This window comes from Kitasatospora sp. NPDC093102, from assembly GCF_040683915.1.
Classification (GTDB): Bacteria; Actinomycetota; Actinomycetes; order Streptomycetales; family Streptomycetaceae; genus Kitasatospora.
Genome location: NZ_JBFBFA010000002.1, coordinates 466,188 through 489,767, shown reverse-complemented (window position 1 = coordinate 489,767; position 23,580 = coordinate 466,188). Strand labels below are relative to the sequence as shown.

General features: G+C 73.4%; 23 protein-coding genes. 11 read left to right on the top strand and 12 right to left on the bottom strand.

Going from position 1 to position 23,580, the window contains the following annotated elements; translation table 11 throughout:
• Positions 1-20 precede the first annotated feature (20 nt).
• Positions 21-1,280: an alpha/beta hydrolase-fold protein gene (locus tag AB0O11_RS05540; RefSeq protein ID WP_363381904.1), complete on the top strand. Its 1,260-nt coding sequence runs from the start codon at positions 21-23 to the stop codon at positions 1,278-1,280.
• Between the two features lie 736 nt (positions 1,281-2,016).
• Positions 2,017-2,793, top strand: a complete 777-nt coding sequence (locus AB0O11_RS05535; protein ID WP_363381902.1) for a hypothetical protein — start codon at positions 2,017-2,019, stop codon at positions 2,791-2,793.
• A 244-nt stretch (positions 2,794-3,037) separates the two neighbouring features.
• On the opposite strand, the gene AB0O11_RS05530 is transcribed toward AB0O11_RS05535, so the two are convergent.
• The 3 genes from AB0O11_RS05530 to AB0O11_RS05520 form a co-directional block, all read right to left on the bottom strand.
• Entirely contained in the window at positions 3,038-3,595 is a 558-nt protein-coding gene (locus AB0O11_RS05530) for a hypothetical protein (RefSeq protein ID WP_363381900.1), read from the bottom strand.
• Positions 3,596-3,758: 163 nt separating this feature from the next.
• Positions 3,759-4,322 carry an N-acetyltransferase gene (locus AB0O11_RS05525; RefSeq protein WP_363381899.1) on the bottom strand — a complete coding sequence of 188 codons (564 nt, stop codon included), beginning with the start codon at positions 4,320-4,322 and terminating at the stop codon, positions 3,759-3,761.
• Positions 4,319-5,278 (bottom strand): LysR family transcriptional regulator, encoded by a 960-nt coding sequence (locus tag AB0O11_RS05520; protein ID WP_363382052.1) that lies wholly within the window; start codon positions 5,276-5,278, stop codon positions 4,319-4,321. The genes AB0O11_RS05525 and AB0O11_RS05520 overlap by 4 nt, the downstream gene beginning before the upstream one ends.
• A gap of 79 nt (positions 5,279-5,357) precedes the next feature.
• On the opposite strand from AB0O11_RS05520, the gene AB0O11_RS05515 reads away from it, so the two are divergent.
• Positions 5,358-6,089, top strand: a complete 732-nt coding sequence (locus AB0O11_RS05515; RefSeq protein ID WP_363381897.1) for a hypothetical protein — start codon at positions 5,358-5,360, stop codon at positions 6,087-6,089.
• A gap of 7 nt (positions 6,090-6,096) precedes the next feature.
• Here AB0O11_RS05515 and AB0O11_RS05510 read toward each other — a convergent pair whose 3' ends face one another.
• Positions 6,097-6,651 carry a GNAT family N-acetyltransferase gene (locus AB0O11_RS05510; RefSeq protein ID WP_363381895.1) on the bottom strand — a complete coding sequence of 185 codons (555 nt, stop codon included), beginning with the start codon at positions 6,649-6,651 and terminating at the stop codon, positions 6,097-6,099.
• Between the two features lie 102 nt (positions 6,652-6,753).
• On the opposite strand from AB0O11_RS05510, the gene AB0O11_RS05505 reads away from it, so the two are divergent.
• Complete coding sequence (locus tag AB0O11_RS05505) at positions 6,754-7,977, top strand: histidine kinase (RefSeq protein WP_363381894.1); 1,224 nt, start codon at positions 6,754-6,756, stop codon at positions 7,975-7,977.
• Positions 7,978-8,027: 50 nt separating this feature from the next.
• Here the strand turns inward: AB0O11_RS05505 and coaE are convergent, their stop codons facing one another.
• Together coaE and AB0O11_RS05495 are read right to left on the bottom strand one after the other, a co-directional pair.
• Positions 8,028-8,627, bottom strand: coding sequence for a dephospho-CoA kinase (gene coaE / locus AB0O11_RS05500; protein ID WP_363381892.1), 600 nt, complete (start codon positions 8,625-8,627; stop codon positions 8,028-8,030).
• Between the two features lie 64 nt (positions 8,628-8,691).
• Entirely contained in the window at positions 8,692-9,333 is a 642-nt protein-coding gene (locus tag AB0O11_RS05495; protein ID WP_363381891.1) for an MBL fold metallo-hydrolase, read from the bottom strand.
• Between the two features lie 62 nt (positions 9,334-9,395).
• On the opposite strand from AB0O11_RS05495, the gene AB0O11_RS05490 reads away from it, so the two are divergent.
• Positions 9,396-9,827: a MarR family transcriptional regulator gene (locus AB0O11_RS05490; RefSeq protein ID WP_363381889.1), complete on the top strand. Its 432-nt coding sequence runs from the start codon at positions 9,396-9,398 to the stop codon at positions 9,825-9,827.
• Here AB0O11_RS05490 and AB0O11_RS05485 read toward each other — a convergent pair.
• Both AB0O11_RS05485 and rpsA read right to left on the bottom strand, forming a co-directional pair.
• Positions 9,810-12,083, bottom strand: a complete 2,274-nt coding sequence (locus tag AB0O11_RS05485) for an MMPL family transporter (RefSeq protein WP_363381887.1) — start codon at positions 12,081-12,083, stop codon at positions 9,810-9,812. The genes AB0O11_RS05490 and AB0O11_RS05485 overlap by 18 nt on opposite strands.
• Before the next feature lie 209 nt (positions 12,084-12,292).
• A complete protein-coding gene (gene rpsA, locus AB0O11_RS05480; protein ID WP_030061640.1) occupies positions 12,293-13,783 on the bottom strand; it encodes a 30S ribosomal protein S1 in 1,491 nt (496 codons plus the stop codon).
• Between the two features lie 413 nt (positions 13,784-14,196).
• On the opposite strand from rpsA, the gene AB0O11_RS05475 reads away from it, so the two are divergent.
• A complete protein-coding gene (locus AB0O11_RS05475; RefSeq protein ID WP_363381884.1) occupies positions 14,197-15,072 on the top strand; it encodes a class I SAM-dependent methyltransferase in 876 nt (291 codons plus the stop codon).
• Between the two features lie 8 nt (positions 15,073-15,080).
• Positions 15,081-17,591, top strand: coding sequence for an ATP-dependent helicase HrpB (gene hrpB, locus AB0O11_RS05470; RefSeq protein ID WP_363381883.1), 2,511 nt, complete (start codon positions 15,081-15,083; stop codon positions 17,589-17,591).
• A 137-nt stretch (positions 17,592-17,728) separates the two neighbouring features.
• Here hrpB and cyaB read toward each other — a convergent pair whose 3' ends face one another.
• Together cyaB and AB0O11_RS05460 are read right to left on the bottom strand one after the other, a co-directional pair.
• Complete coding sequence (gene cyaB / locus AB0O11_RS05465) at positions 17,729-18,292, bottom strand: class IV adenylate cyclase (RefSeq protein WP_363381882.1); 564 nt, start codon at positions 18,290-18,292, stop codon at positions 17,729-17,731.
• A 14-nt stretch (positions 18,293-18,306) separates the two neighbouring features.
• The gene (locus AB0O11_RS05460; RefSeq protein WP_224283142.1) at positions 18,307-19,158 is read right to left on the bottom strand and encodes a helix-turn-helix transcriptional regulator; all 852 of its coding nucleotides are present in this window, start codon (positions 19,156-19,158) and stop codon (positions 18,307-18,309) included.
• Positions 19,159-19,585: 427 nt separating this feature from the next.
• On the opposite strand from AB0O11_RS05460, the gene AB0O11_RS05455 reads away from it, so the two are divergent.
• The 3 genes from AB0O11_RS05455 (at position 19,586) to AB0O11_RS05445 (ending at position 21,493) form a co-directional block, all read left to right on the top strand.
• Positions 19,586-20,008 (top strand): ATP-binding protein, encoded by a 423-nt coding sequence (locus AB0O11_RS05455; RefSeq protein ID WP_363381880.1) that lies wholly within the window; start codon positions 19,586-19,588, stop codon positions 20,006-20,008.
• Positions 20,009-20,022: 14 nt separating this feature from the next.
• The gene (locus AB0O11_RS05450) at positions 20,023-20,577 is read left to right on the top strand and encodes a hypothetical protein (protein WP_363381878.1); all 555 of its coding nucleotides are present in this window, start codon (positions 20,023-20,025) and stop codon (positions 20,575-20,577) included.
• A 340-nt stretch (positions 20,578-20,917) separates the two neighbouring features.
• Positions 20,918-21,493 (top strand): GNAT family N-acetyltransferase, encoded by a 576-nt coding sequence (locus AB0O11_RS05445; protein WP_363381876.1) that lies wholly within the window; start codon positions 20,918-20,920, stop codon positions 21,491-21,493.
• 592 nt (positions 21,494-22,085) lie between these two features.
• Here the strand turns inward: AB0O11_RS05445 and AB0O11_RS05440 are convergent.
• Together AB0O11_RS05440 and AB0O11_RS05435 are read right to left on the bottom strand one after the other, a co-directional pair.
• On the bottom strand, positions 22,086-22,592 hold the full coding sequence (locus AB0O11_RS05440) for a SigE family RNA polymerase sigma factor (RefSeq protein WP_363381874.1): 507 nt from the start codon (positions 22,590-22,592) through the stop codon (positions 22,086-22,088).
• A gap of 310 nt (positions 22,593-22,902) precedes the next feature.
• Positions 22,903-23,088, bottom strand: coding sequence for a hypothetical protein (locus tag AB0O11_RS05435; protein ID WP_363381872.1), 186 nt, complete (start codon positions 23,086-23,088; stop codon positions 22,903-22,905).
• Between the two features lie 58 nt (positions 23,089-23,146).
• Between AB0O11_RS05435 and AB0O11_RS05430 the strand changes: the two genes are divergently transcribed.
• A complete protein-coding gene (locus AB0O11_RS05430; protein WP_363381870.1) occupies positions 23,147-23,476 on the top strand; it encodes a hypothetical protein in 330 nt (109 codons plus the stop codon).
• Positions 23,477-23,580: the final 104 nt, after the last annotated feature.

Genomic DNA, 23,580 nt, shown 5'->3' with positions numbered 1-23,580 from the left:
CACCCCTAGCCTGCGGCCACATGAACGTCTCACTGCTCGACGGCTGGTTCCCGTGGACGGTCCGGGCCGCGGCCCTCGCGCTGTTCCTGGCCGCCGTGGGTCTGCGGGACCGGGCGTGGCGGCGGAAGCGGGGGCCGCTCGCGCTCGGGACGGCGCTGGCGGCCACCGCGGCCGGCGCCGTCGCCGTGCCGGCGCTGAGCGGGATCACCGACCCGATCCCGTTCGGGGTGTGGCTGTGGAGCGGGGTGGCGGTCGCGGCGCTGTGCGTGCTCGGGTTCGGCTGGCGCGGCGCGCGGTGGTGGCGGCGGGCACTGGTGGCGCCGACCGTGCTGCTGGCGCTGTTCTGCGCGGCGAACAGCGTGAACATCGCGACCGGCTACTACCCGACCCTGGACGACGCGATCGGTGAGCTCGGCGGGCAACCGCTGCCGGACCAGATCACCCTGGCCGAGCTCGGGTCGATCCACGGCAGGACCAGCACCGGCCGCATCGTCCAGGTCGACGTACCGGACACCTCCAGCGGCTTCGCCCACCGCCAGGAGCTGGTCTACCTGCCGCCCGCCTGGTTCCGCAGCCAGAGCCGGCCCAGGCTGCCGGTGCTGGAGATGATCGGCGGCGAGTTCGCGGCGCCCGACAACTGGATCCGCTCGGGCAACGCCGTGAAGACCGCCGACGCCTTCGCCGCCCGGCACAACGGCTTCGCGCCGATCCTGGTGTTCGTGGACGCCACCGGCGGCTTCCGGGTGGACACCGAGTGCGTGGACGGCCCGCACGGCCACGCCGAGAGCCATCTGCTCAGGGACGTCCCGCCGTTCGTCCAGAAGACCTTCAACGCCGCCACCGACCCGCGCAGGTGGGGCGTGGCCGGCTGGTCGATGGGCGGCACCTGCGCGTTCGACCTCACCGTCGAGCACCCGGACGTCTTCACCCACTTCGCCGACTTCTCCGGCGACAAGGGCCCGTCCATCGGTGACCGGGACCGCACCGTCCAGGAGCTGTACGGCGGCGACGCGGCCGCCTGGGCCGCCCACGACCCACTGACCGTGCTCGCCCACCACCCCAGATACCAGGGCGTCTCCGGCTACTTCGCCCAGGGAGACCAGGAGCACGGCCAGATCGAGTCCGCCCGGGCCCTGGAGGCGGCGGCCAGGAAGGACGGCATCCGGACCGTGAACGCGGTCGGTTCCGGCGGGCACACCTGGCAGACCGGTTCGGCGTCCTTCGCCCAGGCCCTCCCCTGGCTCGCCCAGCAGCTCGGCGTCCCGGGCACCCACGCGTAGCCGCGCTCCCCGAGAGGTCGGTCCCGTTCCCGCCCCACGGCCTCCTCGTACGCCGGCAGCGTGTCCACCACCAGGCGCCGCTGCGCCGCGCCGAGCGGCCCGAGGACCGTGCGCCAGGGGCGGCCCCCGGGGCGGTCTCCGGCGTGCTCGGCGAGGCCGTCGGACAGCAGACCGTGGTCACCCTCGACGGCGTTCCGGCGGGCCGCTCCGGCCTGGTCGGCCGGGTCGGCCGACCGCATCCGTTCCGACCGGCCGCCGGCACCAGCCCCGGACGGGGAAACCCTGGACACCGAGGGCCTTCCGCACCCCGCCCTCCCGCACGTCCGAGAACGTCGCACGAGCCCGGCGCACCCTCCCCCACCAGCCCGGATGCGCCGCCCCACCCCGCACACGGACGCGAATGCACGCTCCAGGAATCCCCCACAAGCCCCATCGGCCCCAAAGGGAATCCGGGCCTCCGGCCGGAACCCGGCTTGGCGACCGGCGCTCCGGTGGCATAAGTTTCGACCGCCGTCGGCACACCATCGACCCTGACCACCCCTCAATCCCGGGGCGGGCGGCCGGGCGAGGAGCACGACGGCCGTACGCAGAGTGGGGAGGAGCTGCCATGCCGCATGCCCGCGACCACGGGTCGACCGGGCGGCGAGGACGGACGGACGGCGCCGCGCACCAGCGGCCCACGGCCGGTGCGCGCCCGACCCCGACCAACGCCACCGGACACCCGAGGAACCGTCAGTTGCGCACCACCAGACTCGTCACCGCCACCGCCGCAGCCCTCGTCTGCCTGGGCGCGCTCAGCGCCTGCGGCCCGGACAACGGGAGCCAGGACGCCGGGAAGACCGCCGCACCGGCCGGGGCCGCCAGCACCACGCCCAGCACCAACCCCACCAAGCCGGCCGGCTCCGACAAGGGCATCCCGGACAAGGCGTGGATGGACACCAAGAGCATCCCGATGGACGAGAGTTACCACTACACGCCACTGGCGGCCAACGCCAAGCCGGTCTCCGGCCCGGCCCAGTTCAAGGGCATGGAGCTGTGCCACGCCACGATCGCCAAGGACGACGAGCCGCTGTTCACCGGCGCCGCCGCCGCGAAGTCCTCGGTCGGCTTCGACGGGGACCGCTGGGCGGCCCAGCAGACCCTGCTGTTCCACGGTGACCCGACCCGCAGCAGCGGCGCCAAGCAGACCACCAACCTGGCCGCGGGCCGCCTGACGGAGGCGCTCAAGTCCTGCGCCAAGACCGCGCCCGGCGCCACCGTGAAGGTCGACAGCGCCCCGGACGCCCCCTACTTCGCCGCCGTGCTGACCGTCCCGCAGGCCGACGGCGGCACCGTCACCCTGCACGAGTACGTGGTCAGCGACGGCGGTGCGGTCAGCGAGCTGGCCGTCTGGGCCACCACCAAGGCCGGCGCCCAGCCCAAGGACGCCTGGAAGGCCCCCGAGGACAAGTTCGTCGGCACCGGCATGACGGCGCCGATGTGCGAGGCCCTCCCGGGCTGCGACGGGCACTGACCCCCGGCGGGCACCGACACCCTGCGGGCACCGACACCCTGCGGGCGCCCGGACAAGGGACGCCCGGACAAGGGGCGCCCGGACAAGGGACGCCCGGACAAGGGACGCCCGGACAAGGGGCGCCCGGACAAGGGGCGCCCGCACGGCGGGGTGCCCGCCCCCACAGACGGCCGCCCGGCCCGTCCGGCACAGGGGACCGGACGGCCCGGGCGGCACGGTCACGCCCGCTCCCGGGGAGCCGGTCTCACAGCCCCAGGACGCTCAGCGCGGTGGTCCAGTCGCTCGCGATCGCGCTGCGGGCGTCGTCGAGGCCCACCCGGCCGTTGCACACCGCGTTCTTGAGCTTGGTCTCGACGGAGTCCTTGCTCTGCGCCGGCTGGTTGCCGTAGCGCGGCTCGGGCCACAGGTTGGCCGGGTCGCGCGGGGCACCGCCGAGCTCCAGCGGGACGAGGTGGTCCTCCTCGTAGTCCGCCGTGCTGGTGTCCGCGTAGCCGTAGGCGGCGATCTGCTGCACCTTCAGCGGGTTGGTGTAGCTGGTCGGCGGGCGGACGGTGGCGGTCCAGCCCGAGACGCAGATGGTCTGCCCGATGGTCGCCTGGGTGACGTCCGGGTTGTACGCGCCGGGGGTGCAGTACGGGTCGGGCAGCGGCAGGTACGCCTGCGAACAGCTCGCCGCGAACGTACGGGGCTCGGCGGTGGCACCGTGGGCCGGTGCGGCGGCCTGCGCGGTGCCGGCGGCGAGCCCGGCGGCGGCGAGGGCGGCCGCCGAGGCGGTGACGGTGAGACGGTGACGGAGCATCATGGGGGAAGCACTCCCGGGCCGGCCCGGCCCCTCGCCGGGCGACTGTGTTCATGACAGCACCGACCGGCCGACCACCGTCAGGCCCGGGACGTGAACGCCTGGTGACCGCGCCTCCACAACCTCCGCCGTCCCGGACGCCACGCCCGGGCCCCGCGCCGAGCGGTCAGCCCCGCAGGACCGCCAGTTCGATCTCCCGGCCGGTCCGGTCGCCGGGCACCGGCAGCACCACCCCGGAGGGCTCGAAGCCGGCCTTCCGGTACATCGCCTCGGCCCGGGCGTTGTCCTCGTGGACGAACAGCCGCACCCGCTCGATCCGGGGCTCGGTGAGCGACCACGCCCACTCCTGGACGGCCCGGATCAGGTCCTGCGCCAGCCCGGTGCCCCGTGCCTGCGGCCGGACGTAGACCCCGACCACGTGCACCTGGTCGACCGCGATGACGTCACCCTCCAGGGCCCCGTCCCCGCCGGGCCGCTCGACCAGCGCGGTCATCGTGCCGAGCCAGCGCCCGTCCTCGGCCTCCGCGACGAACTGCGCCACGTGCGGGCCCGTAGCGGCCCGGGCGATGCGGTCCTGCCAGAACTCGTCGGGCCTGGCGGCGGCCTGCTCGTGCGTCTCCAGGAAGGCCACGGCCGCGACCGGGTCCAGCAGCGCTTCCAGGCGGATGTCCCTGGCCTGCGGCCAGTCCTCGGCCCGTACCCGCCTGATGATGGTGGCACTGGTGTTCATCGCGTGATCATTTCATCGGCACCGACAGCCCCCGCAACCGAATTCGGCACCACCGGTCCGACCGGATCGACCTGGGACGCCTCCAGCAGTCGCGCCAGCAGCGCCGCCGGCCCCTCCGGCAGGCTGCCGTGGACCAGTTCGGTGCGGTGCACCAGCCTGGGCACGGCGATCGGCGCGCGCCCGAGCCCGGGCGCCGCCGCGAGCACCGGCTCGGGCAGCAGGGTGAGCCCGTGCCCGGCCGCCACCAGCACGAGCAGTCCGTGCAGGTCGGTGCCCTGGTAGCGGGTGGCGGGCCGGAAGCCGTCGACGCCCGCGGCCGCACGCAGCCGGGCCGCCGTCGGGGTGAGGTCGGGGGCGTCCAGCCAGCGGGCGGCGGACAGGTCGGCGAGCGCGAGGCCGCCGCGCCCGGCCAGCGGATGGCCGGCGGGCAGGGCGACGGCGACCGGCCGCTCGGCCACCGCGACGGTGCGCAGCGGGCCGACGTCGGGCAGCGGCAGCGGGTCGCTGGGCGCGGCCAGCCCGTCGATCAGGGCGAGGTCGACCTCGCCGGTGGCGAGCCGGGCGGGCAGCACGTCCTGGGCGAGCACCCGGACCACCAGCTCCGCCCGCGGATAGGCCCGGCGCACCTCGCCGAGCGCACGCCCCAGGGTCGCTCCGACCGCCAGCGGGGTGACCCCGAGCACCAGCCGGGCGCTCAGGGCACCGGCCAGGCGTGCGACGTCGGCGCGCGCCGCCTCCAGTCGGACCAGCAGCGGCGCGGCGTGCTCCAGCAGCCGCTGCCCGGCCCCGGTCGGGCCGACCGGGCGGCGGACCAGCAGAGCGGTCCCGAGGTCCGCCTCCAGCGCCGCGATCTGCTGGGAGACCGCGGACTGGGTGTAGCCGAGCTCCCGAGCCGCCTCCGAGAAGGAGGCGAGGCGGGCGACGGTGACGAAGGTGCGCAGCTGCTGCGGGTCCACGGCGGTCATCAACCGATCTGATCGAAGCTTAAGGAATCATCGTTGGCGCTGATCTCGGGTGCGGGGTCAGGATAGCCGCATGACCTACCTGACCCCGCGGGTCGCCCTGGTCGGCGACCGCTCCCCCGCCGTCCGCTCGCACGCCCGGATCCCGGGCCTGCTGGACGCCCTCGCCGAGCACGACCACCTCGTCCTGGACGCCTACTGGATCCCGACCGGGGACGCCGCCGGGCCCGGCGCCCTGGACGGCTTCGACGCGGTCTGGCTGCTGCCGGGCAGCCCGTACCGCAGCGAGGCGGGCGCCCTGGCCGCCGTCCGGACCGCCCGCGAGCGCGGCATCCCCTTCCTCGGCACCTGCGCCGGCTTCCAGCACGCGGTGCTGGAGTACGCCCGGAACGTCTGCGGCCTGGCCGGGGCCGTCCACGGCGAGGAGCACCCCGACGGGGAGCAGCAGGTGATCGCCCCGCTGGCCTGCTCCCTGGTCGGCCACGAGGGGGCCGTCACGGTCGCCCCCGGGAGCCTCGCCGAACGGGTCCTCGGCGCCACCCGCACCCAGGAGCGCTACCACTGCGCGTACGGCCTCAACGGCGCCTACCTGGACCGGCTGTCCGCGCACGGCCTGCGGTTCAGCGGCGCCGACGGGTCGGGCGAGGTGCGCGTCCTGGAGCTGCCGGGCCACCCGTTCTTCCTGGCCTCGCTGTTCCAGCCCGAGCTGTCCGGCGACGGCACCCGGGCGCACCCCATGGTCCGCGCCCTGGCCGGCGCCGCCGTGGCCCACGCGGACGCGAGCACCCCGGCCGCGACGGCCTGAACGCGCCTCACATCGGCAGCGACCGCAGCCGCACCGGCCCCTCCGGCCACCCGGCCCCCGCCACCAGCGGCGCCCACATGGTGCGCAGCGGCATCTCCGCCAGCCGCCCCTCGGGCTGTTCCACCGTCACCTCCTCCGCCACCTCCCGGAAGCCGAGCCCCCGGTAGAACGCGGTCAGCGGCGGGCGGCAGAACAGCAGCGCGTACCGGTGGCCGAGCGTGCGCGCGTGGTCGAGGCCGGCCCCGACCACGGCCCGCGCGAGGCCGCCGTGGCGCCGGTCGGGCGCGACGCAGACTCCGCCGACGCCCATCACGGTCAGGTCGATGCCGCCCGCGGTGAGCGGCAGCGGCAGCAGTCCGGTGTGGGCGACGAGCCGGCCGTCGGCGGCCCGGACACCGAAGTGGACCTCCTTGGGCAGGAAGGCCAGCCCGGTGTACGCGACGCCGTACGGGTCGTCCCCGGGGCCGAGGATCTCATCCTGCTCGGCGCGGCTGTACTGCGCGAGCCGTTCGACCACCGGCGCCCCGGCGAGGTGCGGCTCGGGCGAGAAACGATCATCCATTCCGCCATGCTCTCCTCCCACCAGTGCCTTCAACCAGTCCCTTCCCGGCCACTCGGTCCGACGACCGTCCCGGCACCGCGCCGGTGTGGAAGCATGCCCCTCATGCAGCAGCCCACCGACCAGTCGGCCGCCGACCTCGCCGCACCGCTGCCCGGCCCGCCGCTGCGCCTGCCCCGTCCGCTCCGGGCCATCGCGCCGACGGCCCTGGTGCTGCTCGTCCTCGTCCCGCTCGCCGCCAACGACCCGGACTTCGGGCCGACCGCCTCGCCGGAGACCAACGCGGGCCTGATCGCCGTCGGCGCGCTCGCCCTGGTCCTGCGGCGCCGCCACCCGGCCGCGACGACCGCGGTCACCCTGGTGAGCGGCCAACTCCCGCTGGCCGTCGCACTCCACGGGCTGGCCGCGCGGCGCGGCGGCACCGCGCCGGTGTACGTCCTGGCGGCCCTGGCCCAGCTGCGGCTGTTCGTCCCGTTCGACCTCGGGGACGTCGGCACCCCGTCCGAACTCGCCAACCTGATCGAGGACCCGTTGGTCTTCGGCGCCGTACCGCTCGCCCTCGGGCTGACCGCCCACCAGCGCGCCCGCACCGTCGCCGTGCTGGCCGAACGCAACCGGCTGCTCGGCGAGCGCAACCGGCTGCTGGAGGAGGCCCGCCGGCATGCCGAGGAGCGCGCGGTGGCCGCCGAACGCGCCCGGCTCGCCCGGGAGATGCACGACGTGGTGTCCAACCGGGTCTCGCTGATCACCCTGCACGCGGGTGCCGGGCAGGTCGCCCGGGCCGGGGACCCGGCCGCCGTCCGGGAGACGCTCGGCCTGATCCGCACCCTCGGCCTCCAGGCGCTCACCGAACTGCGCGTCCTGCTGGGCGTGCTGACCACCTCCGCCGACCAGGCGCCGTCACTGCACGGGCTGCCCGCCCTGGTCGAGGAGTCCCGGCAGGCCGGGCTGGCGGTCGGGCTGACCGTCAGCGGCCCGGCCGACGGGCTGCCCGATCCCGGGCCCGCCGTGCAGTACGCGGCCTACCGGATCGTCCAGGAGGCGCTGACGAACGCGCACAAGCACGCCCCGGCCACCGAGGTGGCCGTCACCGTCGAGGTCGCACCGGACGGACTGCGCCTGGCGGTGGTCAACTCCCCCACCGGTCCGCCGGACCCCGCTCCGGCCGGGGACGGGACGGCGGTCACCGGCCCCGAACTGCCCTCCGGCGGCCACGGCCTGCGCGGCATGCACACCCGGGCCGGCGACCTCGGCGGCACCCTGCACGCCGGGCCGACCCCCGAGGGCGGCTTCGCCGTCCGGGCCCGGCTGCCGCTCGGCACCGCCTGAACGGCACCTCCCGAACGCAGGCGCCGGCCGAGCAGCGGCCCGAACCGCCGTCAGGCCGCCGCGCGCCGCGCCAGCTCCGCCCAGACCTCGGCCACCCGCGCTTCCAGCTCCGCCAGGCCGCCTCCGTTGTCGATCACCAGGTTCGCGATCGCCAGCCGGTCCTCCCGGGAGGCCTGCGCGGCCATCCGGGCCCGGGCCTCCTCCTCGGCCATCCCGCGCAGCCGCACCAGCCGGTCCAGCCGCACCCCGTCGGCCGCGTCCACCACCACGACCAGGTCGAACAGCGGCGCCAGGCCGTTCTCGGCCAGCAGCGGCACGTCGTGCACCACGACCGCGTCCGGTGCGGCCGCCGCCTCCAGCGCGGCGGAGCGGGCCCGTACCAGCGGGTGGACGATCGCGTTCAGCGCCTTCAGCCGCTCCGGGTCGGCGAACACGACCGCCCCGAGCGCCGGACGGTCCAGCGTGCCGTCCTCCCGCAGCACCTGCGGTCCGAACTCGGCGACCACCGCCGCCAGACCGTCCGTCCCGGGGGCGACCACCTCGCGGGCGATCACGTCGGAGTCCACGATCACCGCGCCGCGCGCGGCGAACAGCCGGGACACCTCGCTCTTGCCCGCACCGATGCCGCCCGTCAGTCCGATCTTCAGCATGGCGTCAGGCTACCGGCGCGGCACCGGGGACGTCAGTGCGGGGCCGCCGGCAAATGCGCCCCCGTCAGCCCAGCTCCAGGCTCTCGCCCTCGCCCAGCACCGCCAGCTCCGCCCCCGTGCCCGGCCCCTCCGGCCCGACCAGCCGGGTCTGCACGGCGAACCCGATCGGGCTGAGCACCGCTTCGTGGACCGGCACCGCCCGACGCGGCCCGGCCTCCCGGACGTAGTCGATCACCTCGGAAGCCTTGCTCCAGGGCGCCGCGAGCGGCAGCAGCAGGGTGTCCACGGCGTGCGGCGGCACGGTGAACGCGTCACCGGGGTGGAACAGCCGGCCGTCGAAGAGGAAGCCGATGTTCCGCACCCGCGGGATGTCCGGGTGGATCTCCGCGTGCCACTCGCCGTGCACCGAGACGCCGAGCCCGCCGATCTCGAAGGCGTCGCCCTCGCCGACCACGCCGACCCGCTGCGCCACGCCCTCCAACCGGTCCGCGACGGCCCGGTTGGTCCACACCCGCAGCGCCGGGTCGGCCGCCAGCGCGGCGCGCAGCCGGGACTCCTCGAAGTGGTCCATGTGCTCGTGGGTGATCAGGACGGCGTCCGCCCCGGCCAGTGCGGCGGGGTCGGTGAAGCTCCCGGGGTCGACGACGACGGTGGTGCCGCCGTGCTCGACGCGTACGCAGGCATGTCCGAACTTGGTGATTCGCATGCCGAAAACCATACAGCAAGGCTGTACAGCAAGGCTGCATATCTTGGCGATAGACTCGTCCCATGCCCAGCGAAGCCCCGCACCCGGACACCCTGGAACTCGCCGCCGACCTGCGCGCCGCCCTCGGCAGCCTGGTCCGCTCCCTGCGCGGCGGCGACGAACTGCCGCAGAACCAGGCCGCCGTCCTCGGCCTGCTGGTCCGCGACGAGCGCTCCTGCACGGTCGCCGAACTCGCCGCACTCCAGCGGGTCCGCCACCAGTCGATGGCCCGCACCGTCGCGCTGATGACCGAGGCCGGACTGGTCACCCAGCAGCCCCACCCCACCGACGGCCGCAAGCTGCTCATCGCCGCCACCGAGGCCGGGCGCACCGCCCTGCTCGACCAGCGCGCCCGCTGCGAACACCGGATAGCCACCGCCATCGAGTCCCGCCTCAGCCCCGCCGAACAGGACCGGCTCCGTGCCGCGGTCGACCTGCTACGCCGGCTGGGCTGAGCCCACCAGGCTCTGGGACACGGCTTCCTGGGGCTCGGCGCCCTCGGGCACAGCACCCTCGGACTCGACACCCTCGGACTCGGCGCGCGCCGCCGGGACCGCCGCCGGCTCGATCTCCGGCAGGTCCACGTGCTCGCTCAGCCCGAACCGCCGGTGCAGCCGCCGCAGCGGGGCGGGCGCCCACCAGTTGAACTCGCCGAACAGGCTCATCGCGGCGGGCACCAGCAGGCACCGCACCAGGGTGGCGTCCACCGCCACGGCGACGGCCAGCGCGATGCCCATCTGCTTGACCATCAGCATGTCCCCGAGCGCGAACCCGGCGAAGACGATCACCATCAGCAGCGCCGCCGAGGTGATGATCCGACCGCTGCGCTGCACGCCCAGCTCCACCGCCCGGACGCAGTCGTGCCCGCGCAGGGTCAGCTCCCTGATCCGGGAGAGCAGGAACACCTCGTAGTCCATCGACAGTCCGAAGGCGAAGGCGAAGACCAGCACCGGGATGAAGGTCTCCAGCCCGCCGGTCGGGCTGAATCCGAGCAGCCCGCTGAACCAGCCGTCCTGGAACACCAGGGTGAGCGCGCCGAGCGAGGCGCCCAGCGAGAGCAGGTTCATCAGCAGCGCCTTGACCGGCATCACCACCGAGCCGGTCATCAGGAAGAGCAGCACCAGCGTCCCGGCCGCGACCAGGCCGAGCGCCCACGGTCCGCGCGAGAGCAGCTCGTCCTGGAAGTCCACCACCGAGGCCGCGCCGCCGGTGACGTAGGTGGTCAGTCCGCCGCGGTCGTCCCGCAGCTCCTGCACCACCTGCTTGGCCGGCCCGCCCTGCGAGTCCCCGGGCACCAGCACGTCGATCGTGGAGACCGTGTCGCTCACCGGGCTCACCGCCCGCACCCCGCTCACCCCGGGCAGCTTGGCGACCACCTCGTCCGCGTACGCCTGCGCCACCGGCACCCCGCCCTCGACCACCACCGTGACCGGCGCGGCCGCGGCCAGCGGGAAGCGCTGGTCGACCGTGTCGGCGACCTGCCGCCCGGCCGAGGAGGCGGGCAGCACCGCGGCACCGGAGCTGCGCATGTCGGCGTGGAGGAACGGCGCCCCGGCCGCCATCAGCAGCGCCACCGAGGCGAGCGTGACCGCCACCGCCCGCTTGCGAACCCGGCGCACGATCCGGCTGAAGAGCCCCTCGTCCGCCACGGGCGCGGACGGTGCCTTGATCCGCGCGCCGGCGAAGCCGAGCAGCGCGGGGATCAGGGTCAGCGCCGCGGCGACGGCGATCACCACGACGCTCACCCCGGCCGCGGCCACCGCGCCCAGCACCGGGCTGGTGAAGACGAACAGGCCCGACAGTGCGACGGCCACGGTCAGCCCGGAGAAGGCCACGGTACGGCCGGCGGTCGCCGCGGTCCTCTCGACGGCGGCGGCGATGTCCGCACCGTGGCCGCGTTCCTCCCGGAAACGATTCACCATGAGCAGCGCGTAGTCGATCGAGAGCCCGAGCCCCAGCACCGTGGCGATCGGCAGCACGCTGGTGTCGATGTCCATGATCCGGCTGAAGCCGAACATGGCCAGCAGCGCTCCGCCCACCGAGGCGACCGCCCCGATCACCGGCAGCGAGGCCGCCGCCAGCCCGCCGAAGACCAGCACCATGACGATCAGCGTGAGCGGCAGCGTCACCAGCTCGCCGAACCGGGTGTCCTTCTCGGTCTGCTGCTTGACCTCCTGCTGGAGCACCAGGTCCCCGCCGACCGTGACGTGGGCACCGCCCGCCCCGTTCAGCGCGGTGAGCCGCTGGGTGACGGCATCGGTCTGAGCGGTGCTCGCGGTGTCGGCCATCCGCACCGTGACCAGGCTCGCCGTCCCGTCGGCGGAGTGCAGCGCGGCCGACGCCGGGCCGGGGCCGTACGCGTCGAGCGCCGAGGAGACCCCGGGCAGTCCGCTGATCTCGGCGGTGGCCTGCTCGACGGCGGCCTTCACCGCCGGATCGTCCACCGGCCTGCCGTCCACCACGGCGGTGACGGTGCCCTTGGCCGGGTCGGCCGCGGCGACCACCGCGTTGCCCCGGTCGGCCTCGGCACTCGCGGAGGAGGCCCCGGCCACCGAGCCCTCGAAGACCCGGCCCCCGATCAGGACGCCGACCACCAGGACGACGGCCCACAGGCCGAGCACCCAGCGGCGGTGGCGGAAGCAGAACCGGCCGACGGCCGCGAGTCGGCCGCCGATCACGGCGGTGGGGGCGGCGGAAGAGGGGTTTCGCATGAGGAGCCTTTCGGGCAGCTCCTCTCAATCTAGGTGCAACCCGAACTACGGCCTATAGATGGGCAATGAGCCCCATCTCACACTTTCCTTCACATAAAACACACATAAGTCGGGCCCGTATAAGCCAAGGCGAAAAACGAAATGGGCCCCATCCGGAAATTCCGGATGGGGCCCACCGTCTAGCTATCGGCTAGCGGGAAGCGAGAGCCTCAGCTCTGGCCGCCGGCCAGCTTCTCGCGCAGGGCGGCCAGGGCCTCGTCGGAGGCCAGGGCGCCCGAGCCCTCGTCGCTGCTGGACGAGTAGGAGCCACCGGCGGCAGCGGCGACGGCGTCGCCACCCTCCTCGGCAGCCTGGGCGTCGGCCTCGCGGCTCTTGATGACCTGAGCCTGGTGCTGCTCGAAGCGGGCCTGCGCCTCGGCGTACTGGCGCTCCCACTCCTCGCGCTGCTTCTCGAAGCCGGGCAGCCAGTCGTTCGCCTCGGGGTCGAAGCCCTCCGGGTAGATGTAGTTGCCCTGGTCGTCGTACGAGGCGGCCATGCCGTACAGGGTCGGGTCGAACTCGACCTCGGCCGGGTTGGCACCCAGGGCCTCGTTGGCCTGCTTCAGCGACAGGCTGATGCGACGACGCTCGAGGTCGATGTCGATGACCTTGACGAAGATCTCGTCGCCGACCTGGACGACCTGCTCCGGGATCTCGACGTGGCGCTCGGCCAGCTCGGAGATGTGGACCAGACCCTCGATGCCCTCGTCCACGCGGACGAACGCACCGAACGGAACCAGCTTGGTGACCTTACCCGGAACGACCTGGCCGATCTGGTGGGTACGGGCGAACTGCTGCCACGGGTCCTCCTGGGTCGCCTTCAGCGACAGGGAGACGCGCTCGCGGTCCATGTCCACGTCGAGAACCTCGACGGTGACCTCCTGGCCGACCTCGACAACCTCGGACGGGTGGTCGATGTGCTTCCAGGACAGCTCGGAGACGTGCACCAGGCCGTCGACGCCACCCAGGTCCACGAAGGCACCGAAGTTGACGATCGAGGAGACGACGCCGGAGCGCACCTGGCCCTTCTGGAGGGTGGTGAGGAAGGTCTGGCGGACCTCGCTCTGGGTCTGCTCCAGCCAGGCACGGCGGGACAGGACCACGTTGTTGCGGTTCTTGTCCAGCTCGATGATCTTGGCCTCGAGCTCCTTGCCCACGTAGGGCTGGAGGTCGCGGACGCGACGCATCTCGACCAGCGAGGCGGGGAGGAAGCCACGGAGGCCGATGTCGAGGATGAGACCACCCTTGACGACCTCGATGACGGTACCGGTGACGATGCCGTCCTCTTCCTTGATCTTCTCGATCGTGCCCCAGGCACGCTCGTACTGAGCGCGCTTCTTGGACAGGATGAGACGACCCTCCTTGTCCTCCTTCTGGAGAACCAGGGCCTCGATGTTGTCACCGACGGCGACGACCTCGTGCGGGTCAACGTCGTGCTTGATCGAGAGCTCGCGGGACGGGATGACGCCCTCGGTCTTGTAACCGATGTCGAGGAGGACCTCGTCACGGTCGACCTTCACGATGACGCCCTCGACGATGTCGCCATCGTTGAAGTACTTGATGGTCTCGTCGATGGCGGCGAGGAAGGCCTCCGCGTCGCCGATGTCGTTGACCGCGACCTGCGGGGTGGTGCTGAGGGAGGAGTCGGTGGGGCTCGTCATTAGGAAAAGGGCTCCGGTACGGACATGAAAGTCGTAGGTAATGCCACGCGGAGGGCCCGTATCGCTCCCACCGAAAGCCGGACAGCCAAGTACACGGCACACCGGGATTCCCGTCCAACGAGAACCGGCGTCCGTCTTGCGACCGTGGGGTCTTCGACAGATGCGAGCGCGACCTGCTCCGTCCGAGGCGCGCAGGCCCGCAGCGCAACTTGTAGCATACGGGGACGGCCAGGCACGGTCAATGCCGAAGGACGGCAAGACGGTGGAGCCCAGTACGGATCAGGCCATATCCTCCGAATGCGCACCTCGCGGCGGCGCCCGAAGGGGCCCTGTCCCCGGATGCCACCGCCAGGATCCGGACCCTCACGGGCCGGTTCGCGGCAGCGGCGCTTCCGCACTCCATACCCTACGCGATGGGCATTGTCACCGTGGCCACCACCCCCCAGTCAGACCTGCACGATCTTGACACCACCCCCGCGCAGATCGAGGAGGACGGCGACGACGCGGTGCGCCGCGCGGCCGGCACCGGGGAGAGCAGCCGGGCCAGCCGCCACTGGTGGGACCGCAACGCCGACGAGTACCAGGACGAACACGGCGAGTTCCTCGGCGACGACCGCTTCACCTGGTGCCCCGAGGGCCTGGACGAGGCCGACGCCCGGCTGCTCGGCGAGGTCGCCGGCAAGGACGTGCTGGAGATCGGGGCCGGCGCCGCCCAGTGCTCCCGCTGGCTGGCCGCCCGGGGCGCCCGGCCCGTCGCCCTGGACATCTCCTACCGCCAGCTCCAGCACTCCCGCCGGATCGACCTCGGCCGCGGCAACGCCCCCGTCCCCGTCGTCCAGGCCGACGCCGCCGTGCTGCCCTTCGCCGGCGCCTCCTTCGACCTCGCCTGCTCCGCCTACGGCGCCGTCCCGTTCAGCGCCGACACCGCCGCCCTGATGCGCGAGGTGCACCGGGTGCTGCGGCCCGGCGGGCGCTGGGTGTTCTCGGTGACCCACCCGATCCGCTGGGCCTTCCCGGACGAGCCGGGCGTCGAGGGCCTCACCGCAACCTCCTCCTACTTCGACCGCACCCCGTACGTCGAACAGGACGAGCAGGGCCGGGCCACCTACGTCGAGCACCACCGCACCCTCGGCGACCGGGTCCGCGAACTCGTCGCCGCCGGATTCCGGCTGGTGGACCTGGTCGAGCCCGAGTGGCCGGCCGGCCTGGAGCAGGAGTGGGGCGGCTGGTCCCCGCTGCGCGGACGGCTGATTCCCGGTACCGCGATCTTCGTCACCGAGCGGGGCTGAGCGCCTCGATGCATCCCGCGTGGCGCGAACTGCCCGTCCGCACCGCCCTGCCCGCCCTGCACGAGGCCCTCGACGGGCACGGCACCGCCGTCCTCGCCGCGCCGCCCGGCACCGGCAAGACCACGCTGGTGCCGCTGGCCCTGGCCGGACTGCTCGATCCGGAAGGTCCGGTGCGCCGGGTGCTGGTCGCCGAGCCGCGCCGGCTCGCGGTACGGGCGGCGGCCCGGCGGATGGCCTGGCTGCTCGGCGAGGCCGTCGGCGGCCGGGTCGGGTACACCGTGCGCGGTGAGCGTCGCGTCGGGCCGCAGACGGTGGTCGAGGTGGTCACCACCGGCGTGCTGCTGCAACGGCTCCAGCGCGACCAGGAACTGCCCGGCGTGGACGTCGTCGTCCTGGACGAGTGCCACGAACGGCATCTGGACGCCGACACCGCACTCGCCTTCCTGCTGGACGTCCGGGCGGCACTGCGGCCCGAACTCGGGCTGGTCTGCGCCTCGGCCACCTCCGACACCGAGGCCTGGGCCGCCCTGCTCGGCGGCGCCCCGGTCGTGGAGGCGCACGGGACCTCCCACCCGGTCGAGGTGGTCTGGGCGCCGCCGCCGCGCGCCGTCCGGCCCGCCCACGGCACCCGGGTCGACCCGGCGCTGCTCGACCACGTCGCCGCGGTGATCCGCCGGGCGCTCGCCGAGGGGCACGGCGACGTGCTCTGCTTCCTGCCCGGCGTCGGCGAGATCGCGCGCGTCGCCGGACAGCTGGGCGGCGTCGCGGCCGAGGTGCTGCACCTGCACGGCCGCGCCCCGCAGGCCGTCCAGGACGCTGCCCTCACCCCCTCCTCCCGGCGGCGGGTGGTACTGGCCACCGCCGTCGCCGAGTCCTCGCTCACCGTGCCGGGCGTACGGGTCGTGGTGGACGCCGGGCTCGCCCGGGAACCGCGCACCGACCACGCCCGGGGGCTCGCCGGGCTGGTCACCGTCCGCGCCTCGCTCGCCGCCGCCCGCCAGCGCGCCGGACGCGCCGGACGCGAGGCCCCCGGCACCGTCTACCGCTGCTGGCACGAGGCCGAGGACGCCCGCGCCGCCCGCTTCCCCACCCCCGAGATCGCACTCGCCGACCTCACCCCGTTCGCCCTCCAGGCCGCCTGCTGGGGAGACCCGGACGCCACCGGCCTCGCCCTGCCCGACGCCCCGCCCGCCGGGGCGATGGCCGCCGCCCGGCAGACCCTCCAGGCCCTCGGGGCCGTCTCCTCGGACGGGCGGGCCACCGCGCGCGGCGTCCGCCTCGCCCGCACCGGGCTGCACCCCCGACTTGCCCGCGCCCTCGTCGACGGCGCCCCAGCGGTCGGCGCCCGCCGGGCGGCCGAGGTGGTCGCGCTGCTCTCCGAGGAACCGCCGCGGGCGCTCGGCGACGACCTCGGCGCGGTCTGGCGGACCGTACGGAGCTCCCGCGACCCCTACGCCGGCCGCTGGCGCGAGGAGGTGCGCCGCCTGCTGCGCGCCACCTCCGACGAGCCCGCCACCGACCTCCCCGACGCCACCGCCGTCGGCCTCGTCGTCGCGCTCGCCTTCCCCGAACGCATCGCCCGCGCCCGGGTGGAACGTCCCGCCCCCGGCGAGCGCAGCCCGTACCTGATGGCCTCCGGCACCGCTGCCGAACTCGCCCCCGGCACCACGCTCGGCGCCCTGCCCTGGCTCGCCGTCGCGGTCGCCGACCGCCCGGCCGGCTCGCACTCCGCCCGGGTGCTGCACGCTGCGGCGCTGGACGAGGCCACCGCCCTGGACGCCGGAGCAGCGCTGCTCACCGCCCGCGAGGAGGTGCACTGGGACACCCGCCGCAGCGAGGTCGTCTCCCGCCGGGTCGAGTCGCTGGGCGCGATCGAACTCGCGGAGAAGCCCCTCGACCGCCCCGACCCGGCCCTCGTCCGCGCCGCCCTGTTGGAGGGCCTGGACCGCGACGGAGTGAGCACCCTGTTGGCCTTCCCGTCCAACCTCCGCGAACGCCTGGCCTTCCTCCACACCGCCATCGGCACCCCCTGGCCCGACGTCAGCGATGGCGCCTTGCTGGAACGCGCCGACGAATGGCTGGAGCCCGAACTCTCCCGCGCCCGCCGCCGCACCGACCTCGCGCGGATCGATACGACGGCTGCCCTGCAACGACTGTTGCCGTGGGCGAGCGGCGAAGCCGGCCGCCTGGACGAACTCGCCCCCGAGCGCATCACCGTGCCGTCAGGCTCGAAGATACGAGTCGACTACAGCACCGAACGCCCGGTCCTGGCCGTCAAGTTGCAGGAACTCTTCAGCTGGACGGCAACCCCTTCCCTGGCCGGCGGCCGCATACCGCTGACCGTCCACCTGCTCTCCCCCGCGGGCCGCCCCGCCGCCGTCACCAGCGACCTGGCGTCCTTCTGGCGCGAGGGCTACCGCGCCGTCCGCGCCGATCTCAGAGGCCGCTATCCCCGCCACCCCTGGCCCGAAGACCCGACGACGGCAGAACCCACCCGCCGCACCAACGCCCGGAAGTAGCTGACCGACTGATGCCGCCGCCCGGCGGCATCAGTCGCATCGGTTCGGCCGGATCGCGGAGATTGGCCGGGAACGTGAGGAGGGTGCTCACTCCCTCGCGGGCGTGGCACCACACCGCCCAGCCGCTCTCCGCAGGATCAGGCCCGAGCTGCGGCCACCGCGTCCGTGTACAGCTCCGCTGTCAGGTCGTCCTCGTTGACCCCGAGGTCGGCCAGTACGGCCCGCACGGCGTCGAGCGCCGCTCCGAGGCCGTCCTGGGCGACCGTAGCGGTCTCGACCTCGATGAATGTCGCGTCGAGCTCCGGGACGCGGACGAGCGTGGCGAGGAACCGCCGGCCGTCGCTTTCGAAGGCATAGTTGCGGCACCGCTTCTCGAACCGGATACGCGGGGTGAAGCCGAGGCCGCGGATGATCTCGTGGGCCGCCTCGGCGTCCTCCACCCGGGTCTCGGCCTCCCACTTCGACCCGGACGCCTCGTCCACCCGGGCACCCTTGTACGTGAGCACGGTGCGGGTGTCGTCGGGCCCGTGAACGGTGCGGATCCGCAGCTCGCGGTCGGCGCCCATCAGGCTGCCGTCCGGGGCGTCATAGTACGTGTCGCGGTACACCTCAGCGCGGCCGGCGCCGTACGACTCCTCCAATCGCGCGAGGACGTGTTCGGGGTCGCGTACGACGGCCTTGAGCTCCGCCTCGATCGCCATTGCCGGTTCCTCCTTCAGACCACGCGTTGAGCGCCGTCCAGCAACACCTCGAACTGCCTCTGCCAGCCCCGATAGAGCGGGCCGGACGGAGTGGGCAGCACCTTATACGTTGCCGACTCGTGACCCTCCCAGCCCGCATCGAATGCCCCCACGTAGAGAGTGCTGTCCAGTCGGATGATCCGCCAGACCGGCACCGCGGTGTACCGGTAGACCTCGACGTGGCCCACATCGGCGAGCTCCCGGAGCCGGGCCTCGGCGAGGAGAATGCCACTGGCGAGGGACTCGGCCGACTCTCCGATCTCAGCCGCGCGCTGCCCGGCCGCAGGCGAATCCGGATCGAGGAGAAGGACACGCAGGCGCGGCGCCGGGTCACCGTTGCGATCGAGGTGCTGACGCAGCAGGGAGTCGCGGAGGGCGAGGAGGCCCAGGCCACGTACAGCCAGCACGTCCAGCTCAACTGCGGACCGTGCCGCGCGCTGGATTTCGGCGGTTGCGGCAGCCTGGTCGTTGTAGACCCTGACCACTTCGGGGAACGCAGAAAGATCGAACGCGGATCCAGCTGTGCGTTGCCCCGAAGTTCGTGACGCCAGCCCGAGTAGGCGGCGTGCGGGGTCGGGCATCTGAAGGCCGTCCGCGATTCGCTCGAACACGTCGAGGCGAACGACCTCTCGCCGACCGTTGATGATCTCGTTCACGCGGCTCTGAGTCATTCCTACCTGGACCGCGAGCCGAGCCTGGCTCGCGCCGCTGTGGTGCTGGACGTAGCGGAACAACGCAGCCACGTCCCTGCGCCGGAGCGCGTCGCGGACCTCGGCGTTCTGCCATGCGAGATCCGGCAGTTTGATCGGCTCCAGGGCGGTTCCCACAGGTCGCTCCCAGTCGTTCAACAATGCATCTCACGGTGAGATTACCGGCAGGGTATCGAAAGTGACGATCCGCCAGGCGACGCTGAATACGTGACACCTGCCATCTGCACCCACGCCCGACTCCGGACCAGGCCCTGCGTCCATTTCGATGGCGAGGATGGTGAGCAGGGACCGACCAACCCTGTCCCTACGCCCGCCAGGCCTTACTCGATCTCGTTCGGTTGGCGGTCGTTGCACACCCCTCGCGCCTCGGAGGTGGATCGTGACCGTCATCAGAAGCGGCCCCGCCGCGGACAGCATCGTTATCGAACTCAAGGCCCGCAGAGGTGGCGGGTACGTATTCGCGAACTGCCAGCCCGGCACAGCGACGTCTCACCGACAATCGCGCTCCCTTCGTTCGTCCCCCTCTGCTCTCGACGAGGCCTTCATGCTCAAAACCCACCGTCCCTGCACATTCGTCGCGCGCCTCGACTCGCGGAACGAATCCACGCCCCTGGCCCGCTACTTGCTCCGGGCCTATCTCTCCGGGCTGCCCTCCGGGGACCGCTACCGCGATACCGCAGAGCTGCTGCTGGGTGAGCTGTTCGCCAACGCCGTCCAGCACTGCGACGCGCCCGATGACCGGCACATCGAAGTCCGCTTCGCCCTCGTCAACTCCCGCCTGCGTCTCGAAGTCCACGACGCCGGCTCCGGACGGCCGACCCTCCACACCCCGAGCGCCGACGACGAGCACGGCCGCGGGATGTTCCTCGTCAACGAGCTCGCCGAGCGCTGGGGCTGCACCTCCCGCCCCTGCGGCATCGGCAAGTTCGTCTGGGCCCACATCGCCCCCGCCACCACCTTCGCCTGAAAGCCACCCCACCCATGCACCTCGCCACCCTCGCCCGCCACGCCCTCTCCCGCGGCCGCACCCCCGCCGCGACCTACGCCCTCCTCGCCCGCCGCACCCGCCGCCCCTTCCCCTCCGCCCGCGCCGTCTGCCTCGCCCTCACCATCCCCCTCGCCGAAACCACCCGCCGCCTCAACGACTGCTACGACGCCCTCCTCGCCAACCCCCGCCCGGGCTCCGAGACCGACACCGGCGAACTCCTCGAAGCCCTCGGCGTCTTCGACATCCCCAAGTCCCTCACCGACACCGAACTCGCCATCGTCGACCTCTTCCTGAACGCCGTCGACGCCATGGGCGGCATCCGCCCCGGCCACCACCACGGCCTCCAGCGCTGGTTCACCACCGGCAACCTCACCGCCGCCTACCTCTCCCTCGCCGCCGCCCAACCCCTCCCCCGCACCGGGAACCCCACCACCTACTGGACCGCCCTCACCACCGCAGGCGAACTCCTCACCACCACCCCCAACCCCGACACCCGCATCAAACTCGCCCTCGCCCACTGCCGCGCCCGAGCAGCCACCCACCCCTGAACCCGCGCACAGAAAGTCGGCCCCACCGACTTCCTGCGCAGCACGCTCGCCCCGGCCGAATCAGCCGAGCGCGTCCACCACCAAAGGCCGGTGCATCCGCTCACGGCTCCGACCTTGGTGCGACTGCGCGAATGGGCACCCGTGGAGTGGCGCGAGGGCAAGCGACTTCTCCGGGCGCGCATCGACCGTCGCGGGATGGCACCGGAGATCGCCTGGACGCCGGACTTCTCGACCCGCCGGCCCTGCGTGCGGTCGCCGAACGTCTTGGCGCCGGAAAGGCCCAACGCGCCGACCGGGAAGTGGCGTTCGCTCTGCTCGCCGATTCGGCAGTGACAATGCGTTGACCGATCCGAAGAACCATCACACAGGAGGGGAGGCGCCGGTGTTTCGGATGCGCGAGGCGACCGAAGCGGATGCTGCCGCGATCGCCGACGTGATCCGCGAGCGGTCGCATTGGCTGTCGGAACGCGGGCTCGGCGAGTGCGAGGCCGCAGCCGACGAGTTCGGGGCCCAGGCCACGGATCCCGACATTCCCGTGTGGGTCCTGGAGCACCGGGAGCGCGGTGTCGTCGGCTGCACGACGATCATGCGGGAGAACGCCCTCCCCCGGTGGGGCTTCACGGACGAGGAACGTGCCGAGCCCAGCCTCTTCCTCACGACCAGCTTCACCCGGCCGAACCCGTATCGCCTCGGGCGCCTGCTCGCCTGGTGGGCCCTTGACCACGCTGCCGTGAACGGCATCCGATGGGTGCGTCGTGGCACCGCCCAGGAGCAGTTGTCGCGCTACTACCAGCACGACCAGGGCTGGCAGCTGCTGCGCATCGCCGAGCTCCCCGGGACGGAGGTTCACCTCCTCCAGCGCCGGGCCGAGCGCGTGCCGGAACTGCCGGATCTCATGTCCGGGCATGGACTGTAGGAGGCGGCGGCCCCAAGACCTGGCATCAGCCGACTGCCGAAACCCCCGCCGGGCGCCACCGAAGGGCACGTTCATCAACGACCAGCTGATCGGCGCATCGGGCACGAAACGATGCCGGACGAAATGTCCGGCATCGAGCTGCGGCCCGTCAATTCGGCCGTCCGGGCCGCAGCTGGTCAGGCCTTCTCCTACCGGGACTGGGGCACCGTCGGGGTCGCCGTCGGAACAGGCCCACCGGAGGGCGTCGGAGTCGCCGTCGGAACAGGCCCACCGGAAGGCGTCGGAGTCGCCGTCGGAACAGGCCCACCGGAAGGCGTCGGGGTCGCCGTCGGAACGGGCGCAGGGGTGGACGTGGTGGTGGAGGCCGGGATGGTGGCGTGGTGGTCCTGGGCGAAGGCCGCAGGAAGTCCCAGACCGACTCCGGTGACGAGCAGGAGGGAGCCGCCGGCCATGAGGGCTGCCCGGGTGCGGCGGCGTGCTCGCACGCCGGCCTGGAGGCGCTCGCGGTGCCGGGGTTCGAAGGGGGTGTGCTCCTGGGTGTCGCGCATCATGCGTGCCAGCTCCTGTTCGAAATGATCCATGTGTCTCTCCCTCACCCCACCGGCTCGCTGACCTCGGTCAAAGCCTGCCGCAGTTTCGCCACCCCACGCGATACCAGGGAGCGAGCGGTGCCCACTGGGCAGCCCATCACCTCGGCGACCTGCCGCTCCGGCAGGTCCTGGTAGTAGCGCAGGACGACCGCGGCCCGCTGCCGGGCCGGCAGGAGGGCAAGTGCGACCTCCAGCCGGGTGCGGTCCTCCACGACGGCGGCCAGGTCCTGGCAGTCAGCCGTCTCGGGCAGTTCCTCGGTGGGACGTTCGCCCCACCAGCGCCGACGGGCCGAGCGGGCCGCCGCACGCACCAGAACCTGACGCACGTACGCCTCGGGGGCTTGCCCGGCGACCTTCGGCCAGGCGGACCACAGCTTGAGGAGCCCGTCCTGAAGCAGGTCCTCGGCCCGGTGCCGGTCTCCGCCGGTGAGCAGGCGTGCGAGGTGGAACAGCGCCGACCAGCGAGCCGCGACGAACTCATCGAAACCATCCGCTCGCGACTGCCTCACCCAGCACCGCCTCTCCAGCCTCCGAACGCCTGTACCTGTTGAAAGGCACTGGCACCCGGCCCGCTATGCACCTTCGGCCTGTGAACTGGATCACGTGCGAGGCGCGGGTCCCGGTGCGTATCGCGGCACCCATGGCTCTCTTGCCCTCGCCCATGACCAGCGCGGCCTCTCGGCGAGGTTCACCCGTACCGGAGCAGCCGACGGATTCGTGCGCTACGCCACCGGGCCGGGGCGCTCCGCTGACCGCCCCGGCCCGTCGCATCCCGGTCGCAAGCTGTCGTGTCCGTCCGAATCCGTCGGAGGTCCCGCGTCAGTGGGTGTGGTCGGGCCAGCCCGGGGTGGGGGTGCCCATCGACTGCCCCGGGCGCAGGATCGGGATGCCGGTCTGGACGGGGCTGCACGTGAGGAGCCTGCCGGCCGCGTCGTGGATGCACGTGGCCTGCGAGTCGGGTTGCTGCGGCTTGGTCTGGCAGTCGGTGCAGGGCACCGGCGCCATGTCGTGCGGGTCCTGCGCCGCCGGCGCCTTGGGCTTCCCGGTGGACGCCCCTTGCGGCTTGGACGCAGGGGTGGACTCGGCCTTCGCGGTCGGCTTCCGGGCGGCGGTCGGGGCGCCGTTCCCGGGCTCCTCCGCCTCGGGCCCGACAGAAGCGGAAGCCGGGGCCGGAGCGGGCTCCGGTACCACGGACGGGCTCGGTGAGGGCTGCGCCTCGGTCGGCGTGGGAATCGGCGTCATCGACGGCTCGGGGGTCGCCGTCACGCTCGGTGTGGCCGCGCCCGCCCCGACCGGCGCCCTCGGCCCGCCCTCGCCGCCGGAGGCCGCCCAGATCGATCCGCCCACCAGCACCAGCGCCGCCAGCCCGGCCGGCACCACCAGCCGGGGCTGAAGGAACCTCCGCCGCCGCGTTCCCTCGTCCGTTTCCGCCATCGCCGATTCCGCCATCGCCGCTCCCCCGCTCACAGCCGCGCCCACTGCGCGGCGGACCGGCAG

Excerpts from the sequence above, each read along its gene's own strand:
- hrpB (WP_363381883.1), top strand. The coding sequence starts at position 15,081 with ATGCATCCCGCGTGGCGCGAACTGCCCGTCCGCACCGCCCTGCCCGCC.
- cyaB (WP_363381882.1), bottom strand. The coding sequence starts at position 18,292 with ATGGCGATCGAGGCGGAGCTCAAGGCCGTCGTACGCGACCCCGAACAC.
- AB0O11_RS05540 (WP_363381904.1), top strand. The coding sequence starts at position 21 with ATGAACGTCTCACTGCTCGACGGCTGGTTCCCGTGGACGGTCCGGGCC.
- AB0O11_RS05450 (WP_363381878.1), top strand. The coding sequence starts at position 20,023 with ATGCACCTCGCCACCCTCGCCCGCCACGCCCTCTCCCGCGGCCGCACC.
- AB0O11_RS05475 (WP_363381884.1), top strand. The coding sequence starts at position 14,197 with ATGGGCATTGTCACCGTGGCCACCACCCCCCAGTCAGACCTGCACGAT.
- AB0O11_RS05435 (WP_363381872.1), bottom strand. The coding sequence starts at position 23,088 with ATGGCGCCGGTGCCCTGCACCGACTGCCAGACCAAGCCGCAGCAACCC.
- AB0O11_RS05525 (WP_363381899.1), bottom strand. The coding sequence starts at position 4,322 with ATGAACACCAGTGCCACCATCATCAGGCGGGTACGGGCCGAGGACTGG.
- AB0O11_RS05490 (WP_363381889.1), top strand. The coding sequence starts at position 9,396 with ATGCCCAGCGAAGCCCCGCACCCGGACACCCTGGAACTCGCCGCCGAC.
- AB0O11_RS05505 (WP_363381894.1), top strand. The coding sequence starts at position 6,754 with ATGCAGCAGCCCACCGACCAGTCGGCCGCCGACCTCGCCGCACCGCTG.
- coaE (WP_363381892.1), bottom strand. The coding sequence starts at position 8,627 with ATGCTGAAGATCGGACTGACGGGCGGCATCGGTGCGGGCAAGAGCGAG.
- rpsA (WP_030061640.1), bottom strand. The coding sequence starts at position 13,783 with ATGACGAGCCCCACCGACTCCTCCCTCAGCACCACCCCGCAGGTCGCG.
- AB0O11_RS05515 (WP_363381897.1), top strand. The coding sequence starts at position 5,358 with ATGACCTACCTGACCCCGCGGGTCGCCCTGGTCGGCGACCGCTCCCCC.
- AB0O11_RS05495 (WP_363381891.1), bottom strand. The coding sequence starts at position 9,333 with ATGCGAATCACCAAGTTCGGACATGCCTGCGTACGCGTCGAGCACGGC.
- AB0O11_RS05510 (WP_363381895.1), bottom strand. The coding sequence starts at position 6,651 with ATGGATGATCGTTTCTCGCCCGAGCCGCACCTCGCCGGGGCGCCGGTG.
- AB0O11_RS05455 (WP_363381880.1), top strand. The coding sequence starts at position 19,586 with ATGCTCAAAACCCACCGTCCCTGCACATTCGTCGCGCGCCTCGACTCG.
- AB0O11_RS05485 (WP_363381887.1), bottom strand. The coding sequence starts at position 12,083 with ATGCGAAACCCCTCTTCCGCCGCCCCCACCGCCGTGATCGGCGGCCGA.
- AB0O11_RS05530 (WP_363381900.1), bottom strand. The coding sequence starts at position 3,595 with ATGATGCTCCGTCACCGTCTCACCGTCACCGCCTCGGCGGCCGCCCTC.